A 16,271-nucleotide genomic window follows, 5' to 3' on the forward strand; every position below is an offset into this window, starting at 1 on the left:
CGCCACGTGTCACCCACGGAGCCGCTCCGGCGAACCGCTCCACGGAGCCGCCCCGGGGAGCCGCCCCCGGGGAGGAGCCACCCCCGGGGAGCCGCTCCGGTGTCACTTCCGTACTGTCCCCGCGCACATCACCCGCCATTCGCGACACTCGAGGAGCGCTCGCACCCGCGCGGGTCCGCTTGCTACCAGCGCGGAGCTGCTCCGGTCAGCGCAGGAGCCGACCCAGGTCGACTTCTCTCGGGACGTCACCCGCCCGGTGTTCGGAGAGGGCGTCCGGCAACATGTCGTCGGGGAACCCCTGGTAGGCGATGGGGCGCAAGAACCGTTCGACGGCGCGAGCACCCACCGAGGTGAAACCGGGTGAGGTCGTCGCGGGGTAAGGGCCGCCGTGCACCATCGCGGGAGACACGATCACCCCGGTGGGCCAGCCGTCGTAGACCAGGCGCCCGGCGTGCAGGGCCAGCTCGTCCACAAGCTCGCGGATTCCCCCGTCCATCGACGACGACGCCTGCACGGTGGCCGTCAGCGTGCCGCCCACGGCACGTGCTGCACGGAGGAGATCCGACGGATCGTCGTACTCGACCACGAGCGCACTGGGGCCGAATCGTTCCTCGGCCAATGCCTCGCTGTGCGCGAGGAATGTCTGCATCGACGCGCGGAACAGGGCCGGGCGAACCTCGTCGAGATCGGCGCTGCCGGTGCGGAGGACGTCGATTCCGGCAACTTCGGTGAACGTCTCACCGACCGCCTCGTAGCCGGAGCGGATGCGCTCATTGAGCAGGCGGGCAGGCCCCACCCCGTCGACAGCAGCGGCCGCGCGCTCCGCGAAACCGGACCCTTGCGGCACGAACACCAGACCCGGTTTCGTGCAGAGCTGGCCGTTGCCCAGCGTGTACGAGGCCACGAAGGCGGTGGCGAGATCTTCGACGTGCGCGCGTGCAGCCTCGACCGTCACGAACACCGGGTTCAGGCTCCCCTGCTCTCCGAAGAAGGGGATGGGATCCGGCCGCCGCGCGGCCACGTCGAACAGTGCCCTCCCCCCGACGGTCGAACCGGTGAACGCCGCTGCGCGGATCGCCGGATGCTGAAGCAGCCGGATCCCCGCCTGTTCTCCGTGCACCATGCTGAAGACAGCGGGGGCGAAGCCGTCCGATCGGACCGCCTCGTGCACGATCTCGGCCGTCGCCTCGGACAGGCGCGGGTGGCCCGGATGCGCCTTGACGATGGTCGGGCACCCGACGGCCAAGGCGGAGGCGGTGTCGCCGCCCGCCACGCTGAATGCGAAGGGGAAATTGCTTGCGGCGAACACGGCGACCGGGCCGACGGGACGGTTGATCGAGCGCAGGTCGGGAGCCGGACCGCCGACGGGGTAATCAGGATCGGTGTGCTCGACGACGGCGTGGAGATGGCGCCCGGAGCGGACCAGATGGGCGAATGCGCGCAGCTGATACGCCGTCCGGACGACTTCGCCCGCCAACCGCTGTGGAGGCATGTGGGTCTCTGCGGCAGCGATCTCCACCAACGCCTCGCTGCGGCTCTCCATGCCGGCGGCGATCGATTCCAGCAATCCCGCACGTGCCGCTGCAGGCGCAGCGGCGTAAGCCGGGAACACGTCGTGCGCAGCAGCGGCGTGCGCGCCGACCTGTTCGACAGTGGTGTCCGCGCTCATAGACTCCGTCCCTCCCCCCAGTGGGCGAGACCACGCACCACCGGATTACGCAGGCGTCCCAGCCCGCTGATCTCGATGTCGACAACATCCCCGCTCTGCAGCGAGAACTCTTCCGGCGGGACGATGCCCGTCCCCGTCGAGAGCCACGCACCGTCTGGGAAGACGTCGCCCCGGAAGAGGTAGGACACCAGCGTGTCCACTGGGCGCGCGAGCTGGTCGGTCGACGTCTGGTCGGCGAACACCACCCGTCCGTCACGTTCGATGCTCACCTGGATAGTCAGGTCGCCGTGGTCCACCTCCCACGCCGGTCGCAGAAACAGGCCCACAGCGCACGCGCCGGCATAGACCTTGGCTTGTGGCAGGTAGAGCGGGTTCTCACCCTCGATCGACCGAGAGGACATGTCGTTGCAGATCGAGTAGGCGACGATCTCTCCGTAAGCGTTGACGACGGCGGCCAGCTCCGGCTCGGGGACGTCCCAGGCCGAGTCGTCACGGATGCCGACCGGATCGCCGTCGGTACCCACCCGCCAGGCGACGCTCTTGAAGAAGAGCTCGGGGCGGTCGGCCTCGTATACGCGGTCGTAGACGTCGGGCACCGCCGCCTCCGCCATGCGGGCGGCGCGTGAACGCAGGTAGGTGACCCCGCTCGCCCAGATCTCCGTCCGCCCGTCCACGGGCGCGATCAAGCGACCCGGCTCCGTGGGCGGAAGGTCTGAGCTGAGCAGCGCCTGCAGTTCTGCGCGCGTCAGTCTGAGAAGCTCGGCCATGGAGTCCGCCGGGAGGCGGGACCAGAGCCCTCCCGTTTCCCTCAGGACGGCTCCGTCATCGCGTCGGCACAGTCGCATCACGCGCTCCTTTCGTGGGCGAGGACCGCCCCCGGGCCGGTGACGTCAGCACGATGGAAGTACGACCGGGCGTCGTCCGGTCGTATATCCGCCACCGCGTCGTTGAACAACCGCATCGGATGCGGCGAGTACGGGTGCTCGGCGATCGCATCAAGATCTAGGGTGATGCCCAGTCCGACCCGGTCGGGGATCATCACGTCACCCTCCGGCGTCAGCAGGAGCTGTTCATCGGAGATCTCGGTTCGCCACGGGACGTCGACAGCCATGATCTCGAGGTAGCGGAAGTTCGGCAGCGCAGCCGCCAGCTGCAGCGTTGCAGCGGTACTCAGCGGCCCGCTCGGATTGTGAGGCGCGAAGGGCACGTAGTGCACCGAGGCGAGCGTAGAGAGGAAGCTCAGCTCTGAGAGCCCTCCCGCATGGGTGACGTCGGGCTGGATGTAGTCGACCGCTCCGCGCGCCAGGACGGGCGCGAAGGCATGCCGACCGAACCAGCGTTCACCTGCGGCGATGGGAACCGGTGACTTCGTACGGATCTCCACCAGCGCGTCGATGCCGTCCGGAGGGCTCGGCTCCTCGAAGAACACTGGCTGGAAGGGTTCGAGCGCACGGGATACACGGATGGCAGTGGGCACGTCGAAGCGACCGTGACCCTCGATGAAGAGTTCCACGCCATCGCCGACGGCCTCGCGAACGGCGGCGACCGGCTCGAGCATGCGGCTCAGGTCGCGGGCGCTGACGGTGAGGTCCGCTGCTTCGAACGGGTCCCACTTCAGGCCGCGGAAACCCTGCTCCACCGTGGCGACGGCGGCTTCGGCGAAGTCGGCCGGCGTCACCGCCCCCGAGAACCACCCGTTGGCATAGGCGCGCACACGGTCGCGGTACCTGCCGCCGAGCAGTTCGTATACCGGAACGCCGAGCGCGCGGGCCTTCACATCCCACAGCGCCGTCTCCAGCGCACTCAGCGCCGTCATCGTGACCGGTCCGCCACGCCAGTAACCGTCGCGGTGCAGCTCGTAGATCAGGTGCGAGATGCGTGACGGGTCCTTGCCTCGCACAGCTTCCGCGAGGATCTTCACCGCGCCGCGGATGGCGTGCTCCTGCCCTTCCAGGGTCGCCTCCGCGACCCCGACGAGGCCCTCATCTGTGTGCAGTCGCACGAAAACCAAGTTCGTGCGGTAGAAGTCCACCACAACGGTTTCGAGGTCGGTGATTCTCAACATCATCCCTTCACCGCCCCGGCGGTCATGCCACCGACGACGTATTTCTGTGCGAACAGGTAGAAGACCACGGCCGGAAGGGTGAAGAGGAAGGCGACAGCCATGATGGTCTGCAGGGCGGTGCCCTGCTCGCCGACGAACCCTGCCAGCCCCACCGAGGCGGGTTGGATTTCGCGGCTGAAGATGAACGTCACCGCGAACACGTACTCGTTCCACGCGTGGAAGAAGGCGATGACCGCCGCGGCGGCGATCGTGGGAGCGATCAGCGGGAGGTTGATGCGCAGCAGAACGCCCAGCGGGCGCGCGCCGTCGACCCTCCCTGCTTCCTCCAATTCCCGCGGCACGCCGTCGATCGCGCCCTTGAGGATGAGCGCGACGATGGGCAGGACGAACGCGGTGTTCGCCAACACCAGCCCGGGCAGCGAATCAAGCAGATCGAAGCGGCGGAACAGCGAGAACAGCGGAACGACGAGCAGCGCCTCCGGAAGCATCTGCGTGAAGAGCAGCAGGAGCGCCAGACCGGCCTTCCCCCAGAAGGAGAAGCGCGACAGCGCATATCCCAACGGGATGCCGAGCAGAAGCGCGAGCAGCGTCGTGCCCGTGGCCACCACCGTGCTGTTGAGAAGCCATCGCAACGTTCGCCCCTCGGTCACCGCTTCGATGAAGACGCCGAACTGGGAGAAGTCCGGCACGAGGCGGGGCTGGCTGCCGAACAGGTCGGCGTCACTGGTGAGCGCGGTCGTGAACATCCAGTAGATCGGAAAGACTGCCAGGCCGAGCGCCACGAGCACGATGAGCATGCGCGCGGTCACGCCGAGACGGAATCGTCGGATCATCGCGGGGTCCTCTCAGCGGCACGGCCGACGAAACGGCTTCCGGCGATGACGATCAGTGAGATGAGCACGCCCACCATCCCGATCGCTGCGGCCGTGCCGAGGCGCTGGGCGTCGAACGCCTCTGCGTACAGATCGATCACGAGGGTGCGGGTCGAGCCCAGCGGTCCTCCTCGTGTCATCAGCCAGATCAGCTCGAACCGCCGCAGCGACCAGATCGTCATGAGCAGAGCCAGCAGTCCGACAGTCGGCTTGATGACCTGCCAGGTGACGACGCGGAATGTCCACAGCCGGCCCGCGCCGTCCATCTCCGCGGCCTCGATCAGTTCGGCGGGCACCGATTGCAGCGCGGAGAGGATCACCACACACACGAAGGGGAAGAGCTGCCACACGGTGGTGGCCAGGATCGCCGGCAGCGCCCATGCGGGATCATCGAGCACCCCACCGGCGCCGACCGGCACCCCGAGCGCCCTCAGGATGCGGGTGACGATGCCGTACTGCGGGTTCAGCATCCACACCGCGATCAACGCGGTGGCGATGCCGGGCGCCGCCCATGGGACGGTGATCAGAGCACGCGCGACCCCGCGACCGGGGAACTTGCCGTTGAGCAGCAGCGCGACGAGCAGACCTACCCCGACGGCGCCGACAACGCAGGCGACCACGTAGACACCCGTGGTCAGAAGCGTCTGGCGGAACGATGCGCTCGAAAAGACATGAGCATAGTTCGCCAGCCCCACCCATTCGCTGCGCGTGGGGTTCAGCAGGGTCGTCCGGGTGAAGCTCAGATAGATCTCCTGGAGCAGCGGGATCACCTGGAAGACGATGATGTAGAGCGCGGCAGGGGCGAGGAACAAGTAGGGAGTCCACTTACTGCCCAGCGGACTGCGTCTCCTGCCCCGCCGCGTGGCGGCGACGGTCACGGCGCCCCGACGATCCCCTCAGCCTCGGCCTGCGCCCGCTCCATGGCCTCCTGCATGGTCTGCTGACCCTGAAGGGCCGCGATGACCTCGCGCACGACGATGCTGCGGATCTCCGGGGTCTGCGGGCCGAACCCGACCACGATCTGGGGAGCGCTGGTGTTCGTCAGCTCGTCGAAAACGGTCAGGAACGGCATTTCCTCGAGCGATTCCGCGCTGCGCTCGGTGGGGGTGGCCATGCTCGCCGCGCCGAGGGCTTCCTGTAGCTTCTGCTGCTGCTCGGGCTGCAGCATCCACTCGATGTAGGTGTACGCGGCTTCCTTGTACTCGCTGTTCGCGTTTACGACGATGGGAGCCATGATCGCACCCTGCGCGCGCACCGGGAACGGGATGGGAGCGACACTGAAGTTCAGGTCCGGATTCGTACCCTTGGTGGCGACGACGTAGCCGCCGTTGTTCAGCTCCATGCCCACGAGGTTCTGGGCGAACATGCGGCGGAACGTAGCCGCATCCGCGCCCTTGGGGATGACATCGGCGTCGTACATGGTCTGGAAGGCCTCGAGACCTTCGATGTTCTTCGGGTCATCGAGCGTGAGGTTCTCACCGTCCGACCACTGACCGCCGAAACCGTAGACGTAGTTGAAGATGTCCTGCCACACGCCGTTCTCCTCCGCCTGGGTCTGGCGGAAAGCGAGACCGTACACGTCGCCCTGGGTGGTCGCCTGCGCCGTCGCCAGGAACTCGTCGAACGTCGTCGGGGGCTCGGGGACGAGGTCCGCGTTGTAGAACATCACGTAGTTCGAGGTGTCGTGAATCACGCCGTAGCGGGCGTCGTCGACGAAGAGGTACTCATCCGGGCCGGGCTGCAGACCGAGCTCCGCGGCGTCGATGACGTCGTCCAGCGGCTCGAGAAGGCCCGCGGCCGCAGCGGTGGAGAACTCCGGCATGTCGAAGCGCACCAGATCGGGGCCCTCGCCGCCTCCCATCTGGGTGAGGACGGTCTGGCCGAAAGTGGGGAAGGGCACGGATGCCGGCTCGATGATGACGCCATCCTGGCTCGCATTGAATTCATCGACGAACGCCTGAAGACGAGGCCCCAGCCCGGGATCGCCGAACGTGGAGGCGGCGAAGGTGAGGGTGACGGGGCCTTCCGCTTCCTCCGCCCCGCCGGAGCACCCGGTCAGGATGAGCGCGGTGGTGGCTGCACCCGCCAGGAAGAGGGCGCGGCGAGGGCGAGGGGTTGCGTGCATCGGCTTACTCCTTCGTAAACGATCGATCTGAGGCGAATCAGCGGCGCCTCGGTTCCACGTATTATTACTAACATTGGGCATATACGCAATATTGGTGTGGATGGCTGCGAAGGATAAAGTTCCAGGATGGCCGACCTGCACAATGCCCTCGTAGAACAGCTGGGGCTGCGCATCGTGCGCGGGGACTGGCCGCCCGGAACCCGGGTGGAGGTGGAGGCGCTCGCGCCGCAGTTCGGGGCGAGCCAGACGGCCATGCGGGAGGCCCTCCGCGTGATCCGGGAGAAGGGCATGGTCGAATCCCGACCCCGGCGCGGCACGACAGTGCGAGAGCGAAGCGCATGGAAGCTCCTCGACAGCGACGTCATCATGTGGCGTCGCGAGGTGCGTCGCGACGACGACCGCCTACTGTCCGAGCTCTCCGAGTTGCGCGAGATGATCGAGCCGACGTCAGCGCGTCTGGCGGCAGCCCATCGCGACCTCGAGGACATCGCAGCGCTCGAGGCGGCTTTCGCTCAGTTCGAGCGGGCGGGCTCCGACGTCGGGCTCCTCGATGCGGCCGATAAGTCGTTCCACTTGAGCTTGCTGAAGGCGACCCACAACGAGCTGATGATGCGGTTTGACGTCGTGGTGATCCACGCGCTGGACGCGCGCAACCGCATCCAGCACCATCCTTCGGGCACCTGGCTCGACCCTGTCCCCGACCATCGCGCCGTGCTCGAGGCAGTCATCGCCGGCGACCCCGCCGCCGCGGAGCGAGCCATGCGGCACGCCATCCGGGAGTCGGGTGAAGATCTCCGGGGCGGCGAACCACCGTTCCAGCACGTCAGCACCTGACCGCCGCACATCACCCGACGAGCCACTCCGGTGTCGCTTCCACACCATCCCCCGGGGCGGCACCCGCGATTCGCGACACTTGAGCAGCGCCCGCGCCCGCCGACCGACGCCTGAGCCGCTCCGGTGTCACTTCCGCACAATGCCCGGGCGCGGCACCGACCATTCGCGACACCGGAGCAGCGCTCACCGCGCGGGGCGGCACCCGCCGCGGGTCAGCGGCGCCATTCCTCCTGCGGGGTGAGCGGCACGACGGACGGCAGCCGCGCCGTCGTGCTCAGCGTCACGTGCTGGCCGGTGTGGGCGGAGTCGGTGAGCGCGGTCATGATCTCGAGCACGTGAAGGGCCAGTTCACCGCTCGCACGCCCCTCGCCGTCGCGCACCTGATCGATGACGCCGATGCCGCGGCCGGCCCCGACGTAGCCACCGGCATCGGGCAGCGTGGTCCATTCCGACTCGCCGCGGCGGCGCAGGCGCACCTCGCCGGCGAAGGTGTTCGGGTCGGGGACGCTCAGCGACCCCTCCTCGCCGTGCACCTCGATCGGCGCCGCCGTCGTTCCCACGGCGTCGAAGCTGAAGGTCACCGTCGACAGCGCGCCGCTGGAGTGCTCGAGCACACCGGTGACGTGGGTGTCGATCTCGACGGGGATGATCTCGCCCGTGCGGGGGCCGGAGCCGATCCGTCGCGTGTCGCGGGTGCGTGACGATGCGCCGCTGACCCGCACCACCGGGCCCAGCAGGTGAACGAGCGACGTGAGGTAGTACGGCCCCATATCGAACAGCGGTCCCCCGCCGTCGCGGTAGTAGAAGTCGGGGTGCGGATGCCACGACTCGTGGCCGCCCGAGACCCAGGTCGCCACCGCCGAGACGGGGCGGCCGATGTCGCCGGCCTCGACGGCGGCGCGGGCGGTCTGGATGCCGGTGCCGAGCACGGTGTCGGGGGCACCGCCGACCCAGTGGTCGCCGGCGGCATCCATCATCGCCTTGGCCTGGGTGAGAGTCGCCGCGAGCGGCTTCTCGCCGTAGACGTCCTTGCCGTGGGCGAGGGCGGCGAGAGCGATGTCCGCGTGGGCGGCGGGGATCGTGAGGTTGATGACGGTGTCGACGGCCGGGTCGGCGAGAAGTTCATCGACGGTGAGCGCGCGGCATCCGGGGATCTCGGCGGCCACCGCTGCGGCACGGCCCTGGTCCAGGTCCGCCGTTGCCACGATGCGGACGCCCTCAAGCCCGGCAAGCGTCTCGAGGTACTGCCGGGAGATGACTCCCAGGCCGATTATCCCTATGCCGTGCGGCTGGCCCACAGCATGCCCCTCTCGATGATGGTGCGGACGTTGTCGTCCTGCAGCACGTCCAGGCTGTGCCCGGGGGTGGCCACGAAGATGCGCCCCTTGCCCCACAGGCGCGTCCACACTGCGGGGGACGTGATGGGACGATGCCAGGGGTGGTACGGCTGCACCGGGTGCGTGGTGGTCGCCAGCACGTCGATCAGGTCGTCGTGCAGCACCCAGTACTGCTCGGTGTGCAGCGAGAAGTCGTCGAGCCCCGCCATGATCTCGTGCTCCCGCCCCAGATCGGTGAGCTCGACGGTGTAGGGCAGGTAGTTGTCGGACTGGTCGCCCGAGCACTGGTCGGGGTGCTTCGAGGGGTGGGTGGCGAACTGGCCGCCGATGAGCTGCAGGTAGTCGGAGCTGTTGCGGTACGAATCCGCGATGCCGCCGTGCCAGCCGGCGAGTCCCGTGCCGCGCTCGACCGCCGCCTTGAGCCCGTTGAACGCCTCGCGGGAGATCTCCGACATCGTCACCGACTGCAGGATGAGGTCGGTGGATGCCATCACCTCGTCATCGGCGTAGATCTCGTTGGAGTCCTCGACGCGCACGTCGAAGCCGCTCTGCTCGAGGAAGGGGAGGAAGAAGTCGGTCGCCTCGACGGGGTGGTGACCTTCCCAGCCTCCCCGAACGACGAGTGCGGTGCGTGCGGTCACGGATTCTCTCCTTCGACGGTGACATACAGACTGTCCTGCGCGGCGCTGCGCTCGACCGCGGCGAGCACCCGCTGCACGCGGGCGGCGTCCGCGAAGCTGGGAGAGACCGGAGTACCCCCGGCGATCGCACGCACGAGGTCGACGATCTGGTGCGTGAACAGGTGCTCGTATCCGAGCCCGTGGCCGGCCGGCCACCACGCGTCGGCGTAGGGATGCTCGGGCTCGTTGGCCTGGATGCGGCGGAACCCCTGCTCGCCGGCGGGGTCGGACGCGTCGTAGAACTCGAGCTCGTTCATCGCCCGGAAGTCGAATGCGATCGAGCCGCGGTCGCCGTTGATCTCGATGCGGTTGGAGTTGCGATGCCCCGTCGCCAGGCGCGTCGCTTCGAAGACCCCCATCGCCCCACCGGCGAACCGGGCCGTGAACGCCGCGGCGTCGTCGACGGTGACGGTCTGCCGGGCTGCGTCGGCCTGGGCGCGCCCGCCGAGCCCTACCTGTTCGTCAAGCACGGGACGCGTCGGAACGAAGGTGCGCATGATCGCGCTGACCCCGGCGATGGCGTCGCCGGTCAGCCACTGCGCGGTGTCGATGCTGTGGGCGCCGATGTCTCCGAGGGTGCCGGAGCCGGCGCGGTCCTTGTCGAGCCGCCAGGTGAAGGGGGCGTCGGGGTCGCTCAGCCAGTCCTGCAGGTACTGAGCACGCACGTGGCGCACCTGCCCGATGCGGCCGTCCTCGACCAGCCGGCGCGCGAGCGCCAGCGCGGGGGTACGGCGGTAGCTGAACCCGCACATGCTGACGACGCCCTCGGCACCGGCGCGCTCGGCGGCCGCGACCATGAGGTCGGCCTCGGCCACGTCGTTGGCCAGCGGCTTCTCGCACAGCACGTGCTTGCCGGCTGCCAGCGCCGCCAGCGCGATCTCGGCGTGGGTGTCGCCGGGGGTGCAGATGTCCACCACGTCGATGTCGGCGCGCTCGATGGCCTGACGCCAATCGCCCGCGGACTCCGCGAAACCGAACGTGTCGGCCGCGGCCGCCGTGCGCTCGGGGTCACGCCCGACCAGCAGGGTCAGCTCAGGCCTGGCGGGCAGGTCGAAGAAGCGGTGGGCGGTGCGCCACGCGTGCGCGTGCATGCGCCCCATGAAGCCCGTTCCGATGAGCGCGACCCGCAGGGGCCGGTCGGTCGTCGTCGTCATCACACCGACTCTACGACCGCGCTCCGGGGCTCGACGACCCGCACGTCGACACTCACGCGGCCGGCCTGCTGCACGGCGACTTCGTGCACGGGGCCGGTGAGATGCGTGGTCGCCGTCGCCTCCTGCGTCTCGCAGTCACGTCCGACCCACAGCCGGACCTCGCCCGGCTCGACGATGCGACGCATGGCACGGCCGGTGAACGCGAGCTGCGCCGCGGGCACGCGGAACGTGACCAGCGCTTCTTCCCCGGGCTGCAGCGCGACGCGCCGGTAGGCCAGCAGCTGGGCCACCGGACGGGTGACGCTAGCGTACACGTCGCGCCCGTACAGCTGCACCACGTCGACACCGGCGCGATCGCCGCTGTTGCGCACGCGCACGCTCGCGACGATGTCCCCATCGGTGGGGACCTCGTCGTCGACCGACAGATCCTCATGGACGAACGTCGTGTACGTGAGCCCGAAGCCGAAGGGCCGCAGCGGCGTGCTGTCGGCGCTCGTGATGTCGTTGGGTCCCCCGAGGATGGGGTGCAGGTAGGTGTAGGGCTGCGCGCCGCCGCCGCGCGGCAACGAGATCGGCAGCCGGCCCGAGGGTGCAACCCGTCCCGACACGATGCCGGCGAGCGCCCGCGCGCCCTCCTCACCGGGGAAGAACGCCTGCACGACGGCCGAGACCGAACCGTCCAGCGCCCAGTCGAGCACGTACGGCCGCCCCGTGAGCAGCACCATCACCACCGGGGTGCCGGTCGCGACCACTGCTTCCACCAGCTCGCGCTGCACGCCCGGCAGATCGAGGCTCTCGACGTCGTTGCCCTCGCCCACGGTGCCCCGACCGAAGAGCCCCGCGCGGTCGCCGACCACGACGACCGCGACATCGGCGCCGGATGCCGAGGCCACAGCATCCGCGAAGCCCGACCGGTCGTCGCCTTCGACGTCGCTGCCGACGGCGAAGCAGATCTCGGCCCCCGCGAACTCCTCTGCCAGCATCTCGCGCACGGTCGGGGCTTCGAAGCCCGCAGGGGTGCCGGGGTGGTGGGCCAGCACGTGGTTGACGAAGGAGTAGCAGCCGAACAGTGCCCGCGAATCGTCGGCATTCGGGCCGATCACCGCGATGCGACGTGGGGCCACGAGCGGCAGCACGCCGTCGTTGGCCAGCAGCACCACCGACTGCTCGGCGAGTTCCAGCGCCACCTCGCGGTGCGCGGGCGAGTCGAGGTCGATCGTCGTCGGCGGGGCCTCGAACGTCTCATCGAGAAGCCCCAGCTCCTCCTTCTGCGCGAGCACACGCAGCACCGAGCGATCGACCAGCGCCTCGGGGAACAGGCCGGCGCGCACGCGCTCGGCCAGTGGCTCGAGATACGCGTCGCCGGTGGGCAGCTCGACATCGATGCCCGCCTCGAGCGCGAGTGCCGCGGCTTCGCCGCGATCGGCGGCGATCGCGTGCATGGTGTGAAGGAACGCCACGGCGAAGTAGTCCGAGACCACGACGCCGTCGAAGCCCCACTCGCCGCGCAGCAGGTCGGTGAGCAGGCGCGGGTCGGCCGCCACCGGCATCCCGTCGATCTCGGCGTAGGAGTTCATCACCGAGCGCACCCCGGCTTCGCGCACCGCCATCTCGAAGGGCGGCAGGAAGACATCGCGCAGCTCCCGCTCACCGACGTGCACGGGAGCGTGGTTGCGCCCGGCCTGCGAGGCCGAGTACCCCACGAAGTGCTTGAGCGTCGCGTGCACGCCGGCATCCTGCATGCCGCGGATGTACGCGGTGCCGATCGTGCCGACGACGAACGGATCCTCGGCGATGCACTCGTCGACCCGCCCCCAGCGCGGATCGCGGATGACGTCGAGCACCGGTGCGAGGGTCTGATGGATGCCGAGCTCGCGCATCGACTCGCCGATGAGGCGGCCCATCCGCTCGACCGCCTCGGGGTTGAACGCCGCACCCCACGCGAGCGGCGTCGGGAAGGTGGCCGCCTTCCAGGCAGCGAGCCCGGTGAGGCTCTCTTCGTGGACGATCGCGGGAATGCCCAGCCGGGTCTCCTGCTGGAGGCGACGCTGCTCGGCCCACAGCCACTGCGCACGTTCGACCGGATCGACCGGACGGGTGCCGTAGACGCGGGTGAGGTGACCCAGCCCGTGCTTGGCGGCTTCGTCGTAGCGGGTGCTCGTCGCCATCTCGCCCGCCATGGGCGCCACGACCTCCTCACCCTGGTCGACCCAGTAACCGACGAGCTGGGCCAGCTTCTCGTCGAGGGTCATGCTCTCGAGCAGGGCGCGCACGCGCGCCGAAACGGGGGTGTCCACGGGGGTACTCCTAAATTCGGGAACGTCAGCCCTTAACGGCGCCGGTCAGACCGCCGACGATGCGGCGCTCGAACAGGCTGAAGAAGACCAGGGCGGGGATCATCGACAGCGAGGTGAAGGCGAGCACCCGCGCCGTGTCGACGGAGTACTGCGAGGAGAAGGCCTGCACACCCAGGGGCAGCGTGTAGGTCGCCTCGTTGTTGAGGATGAACAGCGGCAGCAGGTAGCTGTTCCAGCTGCCGATGAACGCCAGGATGCCGGTCGTGATGACGCCGGGAAGCGCCAGCGGAATCACCATGCGCCAGAAGAACCCGATGCGGCTGGCGCCGTCGATGAAGGCGGCCTCTTCGATCTCGTCCGGAATGGCCTTGAGGAACGGCACCAGGATGATGATCGTCGTCGGCAGGGCGAACGCGATCTGCGGGAGGATGATGCCCGGCAGCGAGTTCATGAGACCGAGGTCGCGCACCACGATGTACAGCGGCGTGATGGCCACAGTGATGGGGAACATCAGTCCAGCGGCGAACATCGCGTACAGCGCGCCCCGCCCGCGGAAGCGGTAGCGCGCGAGCACGTAGCTGGCCATGAGTCCGAGGATGACCGCGCCCGCCGTGGTCGACAGGGCGGCGATGGCGGAGTTGAGCACCTGCCGCCAGAACATCGACCCGGTGAGCACGTCGAGGTAGTTCCCGAAGTTCCAGGGGTTGGGCAGCCCCGACGGATCGGCGGTGATCTGCGCGTTCGTGCGGAACCCGCCGAGGATGATGTACGCGACCGGCACGAGGATGACGGCGATGACCACCAGGGCGATGAAGTACACCACCGGGCTGCCCCAGGGCAGCTTCTCCTTGGGCTTGCGGCCCGGCTTGAGCAGCGGCTCGTCGGGCGGGGTCGTGGTGATGAGGGCTGTGGCGGTCATCGCTTACCTCCCGTGAGGGCGCCTGCGGTGTCGCGGCGCAGGACGAAGCGCTGGTAGATCAGTGCGACGACCAGTGAGATGAGGAACAGGACGACAGCAACGGCGCTGCCGTAGCCGTAGTTCCCGGAGTTGCGGCCCTCGGAGACCATGTAGGTCGCCATCGTGGACGTGCCCGCGGTCGAGGCGACGTACTGGCCCCAGATGATGTAGACGAGGTCGAACAGCTGCAGCGAGCCGATGATCGACAGGAACGCCCAGATGCGCAGGGTCGGCCCCAGCAGCGGCACGGTGATGCGCCACTGCGTCTGCCAGAACGAGGCGCCGTCGATGGCGGCCGCCTCGGACAGCTCCTCGGGGATGCCCTGGAGCCCGGCGAGGAAGAGGATGACGGCGAAGCCGAAGTACTTCCAGGTGATGATCGCCATCAGGGTCCAGATGGCGATGTCGGGGTTGGCGAGCCAGTCCTGCTCGAGCCCGCCGAGACCGACGTTCTCGAGGAAGCCGTTGACAGCGCCGCGCTGCTGCAGCATGAGGCTCCAGCCGACTCCGACGACGACCTCGGCGATGACGTAGGGCACGAAGATCAGCACGCGGATGATCGACTGACCGCGCATGCGGCGGTTCAGCAGAAGCGCGACCAGCAGCGCCGCGGGCCCCTGCAGCACGAGCGACATCACCACGATGAACGCGTTGTGGCTGAGGGCCGCGTGGAACGCGGGGTCCTGCAGGATCAGCAGGTAGTTGTTGAACCCCACGAAGTCGGTGGGCGGGCCGTAGCCCTGCCACCGGAAGAAACCGTAATAGGCGGCGGCGATGACGGGGAAGATCACGAACCCGAAGAAGACCAGCAGCGCCGGCCCCACCAGGATCGCGATCTCCAGACGTCCGGCCCAGCCGATCCCCTTGCGCCGCGGCCGCACGGGCGGGGACGACACCTTCGTGTCGCCCCCGCTCGGCTGCGCGAGCTCGGCGGATGTGTTGCGATCCGTCAACGAGTTCCCGCGAACAGACATGTGCGAATTCCTAGCCCTTCGCTGCGGCCGCGTTGACCGCGTCGACGAGCTGCTCCGGGCCGCTGTTGCCGGCCAGCATGTCCACGACCGCGACGTTCAGCGCGTTGCCCACGTTGAGGCCGTAGATGGTGTCGAGCCACTGGGAGACGAACGGGGCCTCGTTGTAGGCCTCGATGATCTGGATCAGGTACGGCTCGGTGACGGCCTCCTGGGCCACGGTGTTCACCGGCGGGGCGTCGAAGGCGTCGTAGTACGCCTCCTGCACCTCGGCGGTGGCCAGGTAGTTCAGGAAGTCCACGCACGCGTCAGGAGCGTCGACGTAGCAGGAGTAGCCGTCGATGCCGCCGAGGATCGCGCCGGGCTCACCTTCACCGCCGGGCACCTCGGGGAAGGGGAACCAGGACAGGTCGGGCAGCGGCTTCTCGTCCGGGGTGAGTCCGGCGATCACGCCGGGGTTCCAGGCGCCCATGAGCTCCATGCCCGCGAGGCGGTTCGCGATGAGGCCGGCCGACGAACCGGCGCCCTGCTGGGCCTCGGTCGTGAGGAAGCCCTGGTTGAAGGGCTCGGTCTGCGCGAAGGCGTCGAGGTTCTCGGCGGCTTCGAGCCAGCACGGGTCGCTGAAGTCCATCTCCTCGGCCGCGGTGGCCATCGTGTCAGGGCTGCAGGCGCGCAGGGCGAAGAAGTAGTACCAGTGCGCGGCCGGCCAGGCGTTCTTGCCACCGAGCGCGATGGGCTCGACGCCACTGGCCTTGAGGGCTTCGACGGCGGCGCTCATCTCGTCGATCGTGGTGGGGGCCTCGGTGATGCCTGCAGCATCGAACACCTGCTGGCTGTAGAACATGCCGCCCGGAAGCACGGCGACGGGCATGCCGTAGAGCTTGTCGTCGACACGCAGGTTGTCGAGCGTCGTGTCGGGGATCTCCTCGGCGGCGGTGTCGGAGATCGCGTCGGTGATGTCCTTGATCTGGCCCGCAGCGACCATGGCGGCGAGCTTGCCGCCACCGCGCTGCAGGAACAGGTCCGGCGCGTCGCCGGAGTTCAGCGCGGTCTGCAGCTTGCCGTCGAGCTCTTCGTTCTGCACGACCTGCACCTTGATGGTGACGCCGGGGTTCTCCTCCGAGAATGCGGCGGCCGTCTGGTCCCAGAACTCCTTGCCGGGGCCGGTGGTGGAGTTGTGCCAGAGCGTCATCTCGACGTCGCCGTCTTCGCCGGCACCTCCCCCGCTGCCAGAACAGCCGGCCAGGGCGAGCACACCGGCTGTGACAGCTGCTGCGGCTGCGAGCGTCCTCTTCGCAATCATGTGATT

At 68.7% G+C, this 16,271-nt stretch carries 14 protein-coding genes; 1 reads left to right on the forward strand and 13 read right to left on the reverse strand.

All coding sequences use genetic code 11. The annotated features are described in order from the left end of the window. Positions 1 to 205: 205 nt before the first annotated feature. The 6 genes from QNO21_RS14270 to QNO21_RS14295 all read right to left on the reverse strand — a co-directional run bounded on the left by QNO21_RS14270 (position 206) and on the right by QNO21_RS14295 (position 6,731). Positions 206 to 1,669 (reverse strand): aldehyde dehydrogenase (NADP(+)), encoded by a 1,464-nt coding sequence (locus QNO21_RS14270; protein ID WP_257518489.1) that lies wholly within the window; start codon positions 1,667 to 1,669, stop codon positions 206 to 208. Further along, complete coding sequence (locus QNO21_RS14275) at positions 1,666 to 2,436, reverse strand: fumarylacetoacetate hydrolase family protein (protein WP_257518492.1); 771 nt, start codon at positions 2,434 to 2,436, stop codon at positions 1,666 to 1,668. Before QNO21_RS14275 ends, QNO21_RS14270 begins: the two co-directional genes overlap by 4 nt. Positions 2,437 to 2,513: 77 nt before the next feature. Then, on the reverse strand, positions 2,514 to 3,737 hold the full coding sequence (locus tag QNO21_RS14280; RefSeq protein WP_257518494.1) for a mandelate racemase/muconate lactonizing enzyme family protein: 1,224 nt from the start codon (positions 3,735 to 3,737) through the stop codon (positions 2,514 to 2,516). Continuing rightward, entirely contained in the window at positions 3,734 to 4,567 is an 834-nt protein-coding gene (locus QNO21_RS14285; protein ID WP_257514968.1) for a carbohydrate ABC transporter permease, read from the reverse strand. Before QNO21_RS14285 ends, QNO21_RS14280 begins: the two co-directional genes overlap by 4 nt. After that, complete coding sequence (locus tag QNO21_RS14290; RefSeq protein ID WP_257514969.1) at positions 4,564 to 5,418, reverse strand: carbohydrate ABC transporter permease; 855 nt, start codon at positions 5,416 to 5,418, stop codon at positions 4,564 to 4,566. Before QNO21_RS14290 ends, QNO21_RS14285 begins: the two co-directional genes overlap by 4 nt. A gap of 62 nt (positions 5,419 to 5,480) precedes the next feature. Next, on the reverse strand, positions 5,481 to 6,731 hold the full coding sequence (locus QNO21_RS14295) for an ABC transporter substrate-binding protein (RefSeq protein WP_257518495.1): 1,251 nt from the start codon (positions 6,729 to 6,731) through the stop codon (positions 5,481 to 5,483). Between the two features lie 126 nt (positions 6,732 to 6,857). Between QNO21_RS14295 and QNO21_RS14300 the strand changes: the two genes are divergently transcribed. Next, positions 6,858 to 7,565 (forward strand): FadR/GntR family transcriptional regulator, encoded by a 708-nt coding sequence (locus QNO21_RS14300; RefSeq protein ID WP_257514972.1) that lies wholly within the window; start codon positions 6,858 to 6,860, stop codon positions 7,563 to 7,565. Between the two features lie 212 nt (positions 7,566 to 7,777). On the opposite strand, the gene QNO21_RS14305 is transcribed toward QNO21_RS14300, so the two are convergent. The 7 genes from QNO21_RS14305 to QNO21_RS14335 form a co-directional block, all read right to left on the reverse strand. Further along, the gene (locus QNO21_RS14305; RefSeq protein WP_257518496.1) at positions 7,778 to 8,863 is read right to left on the reverse strand and encodes a Gfo/Idh/MocA family protein; all 1,086 of its coding nucleotides are present in this window, start codon (positions 8,861 to 8,863) and stop codon (positions 7,778 to 7,780) included. Next, positions 8,842 to 9,543, reverse strand: coding sequence for a ThuA domain-containing protein (locus tag QNO21_RS14310; protein WP_257518497.1), 702 nt, complete (start codon positions 9,541 to 9,543; stop codon positions 8,842 to 8,844). Before QNO21_RS14310 ends, QNO21_RS14305 begins: the two co-directional genes overlap by 22 nt. Continuing rightward, on the reverse strand, positions 9,540 to 10,736 hold the full coding sequence (locus QNO21_RS14315; RefSeq protein WP_257518498.1) for a Gfo/Idh/MocA family protein: 1,197 nt from the start codon (positions 10,734 to 10,736) through the stop codon (positions 9,540 to 9,542). Before QNO21_RS14315 ends, QNO21_RS14310 begins: the two co-directional genes overlap by 4 nt. Beyond that, a complete protein-coding gene (locus QNO21_RS14320) occupies positions 10,736 to 12,988 on the reverse strand; it encodes a beta-xylosidase/alpha-l-arabinosidase (protein WP_257518650.1) in 2,253 nt (750 codons plus the stop codon). Before QNO21_RS14320 ends, QNO21_RS14315 begins: the two co-directional genes overlap by 1 nt. 70 nt (positions 12,989 to 13,058) lie before the next feature. Continuing rightward, complete coding sequence (locus QNO21_RS14325; protein ID WP_257518499.1) at positions 13,059 to 13,952, reverse strand: carbohydrate ABC transporter permease; 894 nt, start codon at positions 13,950 to 13,952, stop codon at positions 13,059 to 13,061. Beyond that, positions 13,949 to 14,965, reverse strand: a complete 1,017-nt coding sequence (locus QNO21_RS14330; RefSeq protein WP_257518500.1) for a carbohydrate ABC transporter permease — start codon at positions 14,963 to 14,965, stop codon at positions 13,949 to 13,951. The genes QNO21_RS14325 and QNO21_RS14330 overlap by 4 nt, the downstream gene beginning before the upstream one ends. A gap of 10 nt (positions 14,966 to 14,975) precedes the next feature. Then, positions 14,976 to 16,265, reverse strand: a complete 1,290-nt coding sequence (locus QNO21_RS14335; RefSeq protein ID WP_257518501.1) for an ABC transporter substrate-binding protein — start codon at positions 16,263 to 16,265, stop codon at positions 14,976 to 14,978. Positions 16,266 to 16,271: the final 6 nt, after the last annotated feature.

Origin of the sequence: Microbacterium sp. zg-Y818 (assembly GCF_030246905.1) — a bacterium.
GTDB lineage: Bacteria > Actinomycetota > Actinomycetes > Actinomycetales > Microbacteriaceae > Microbacterium.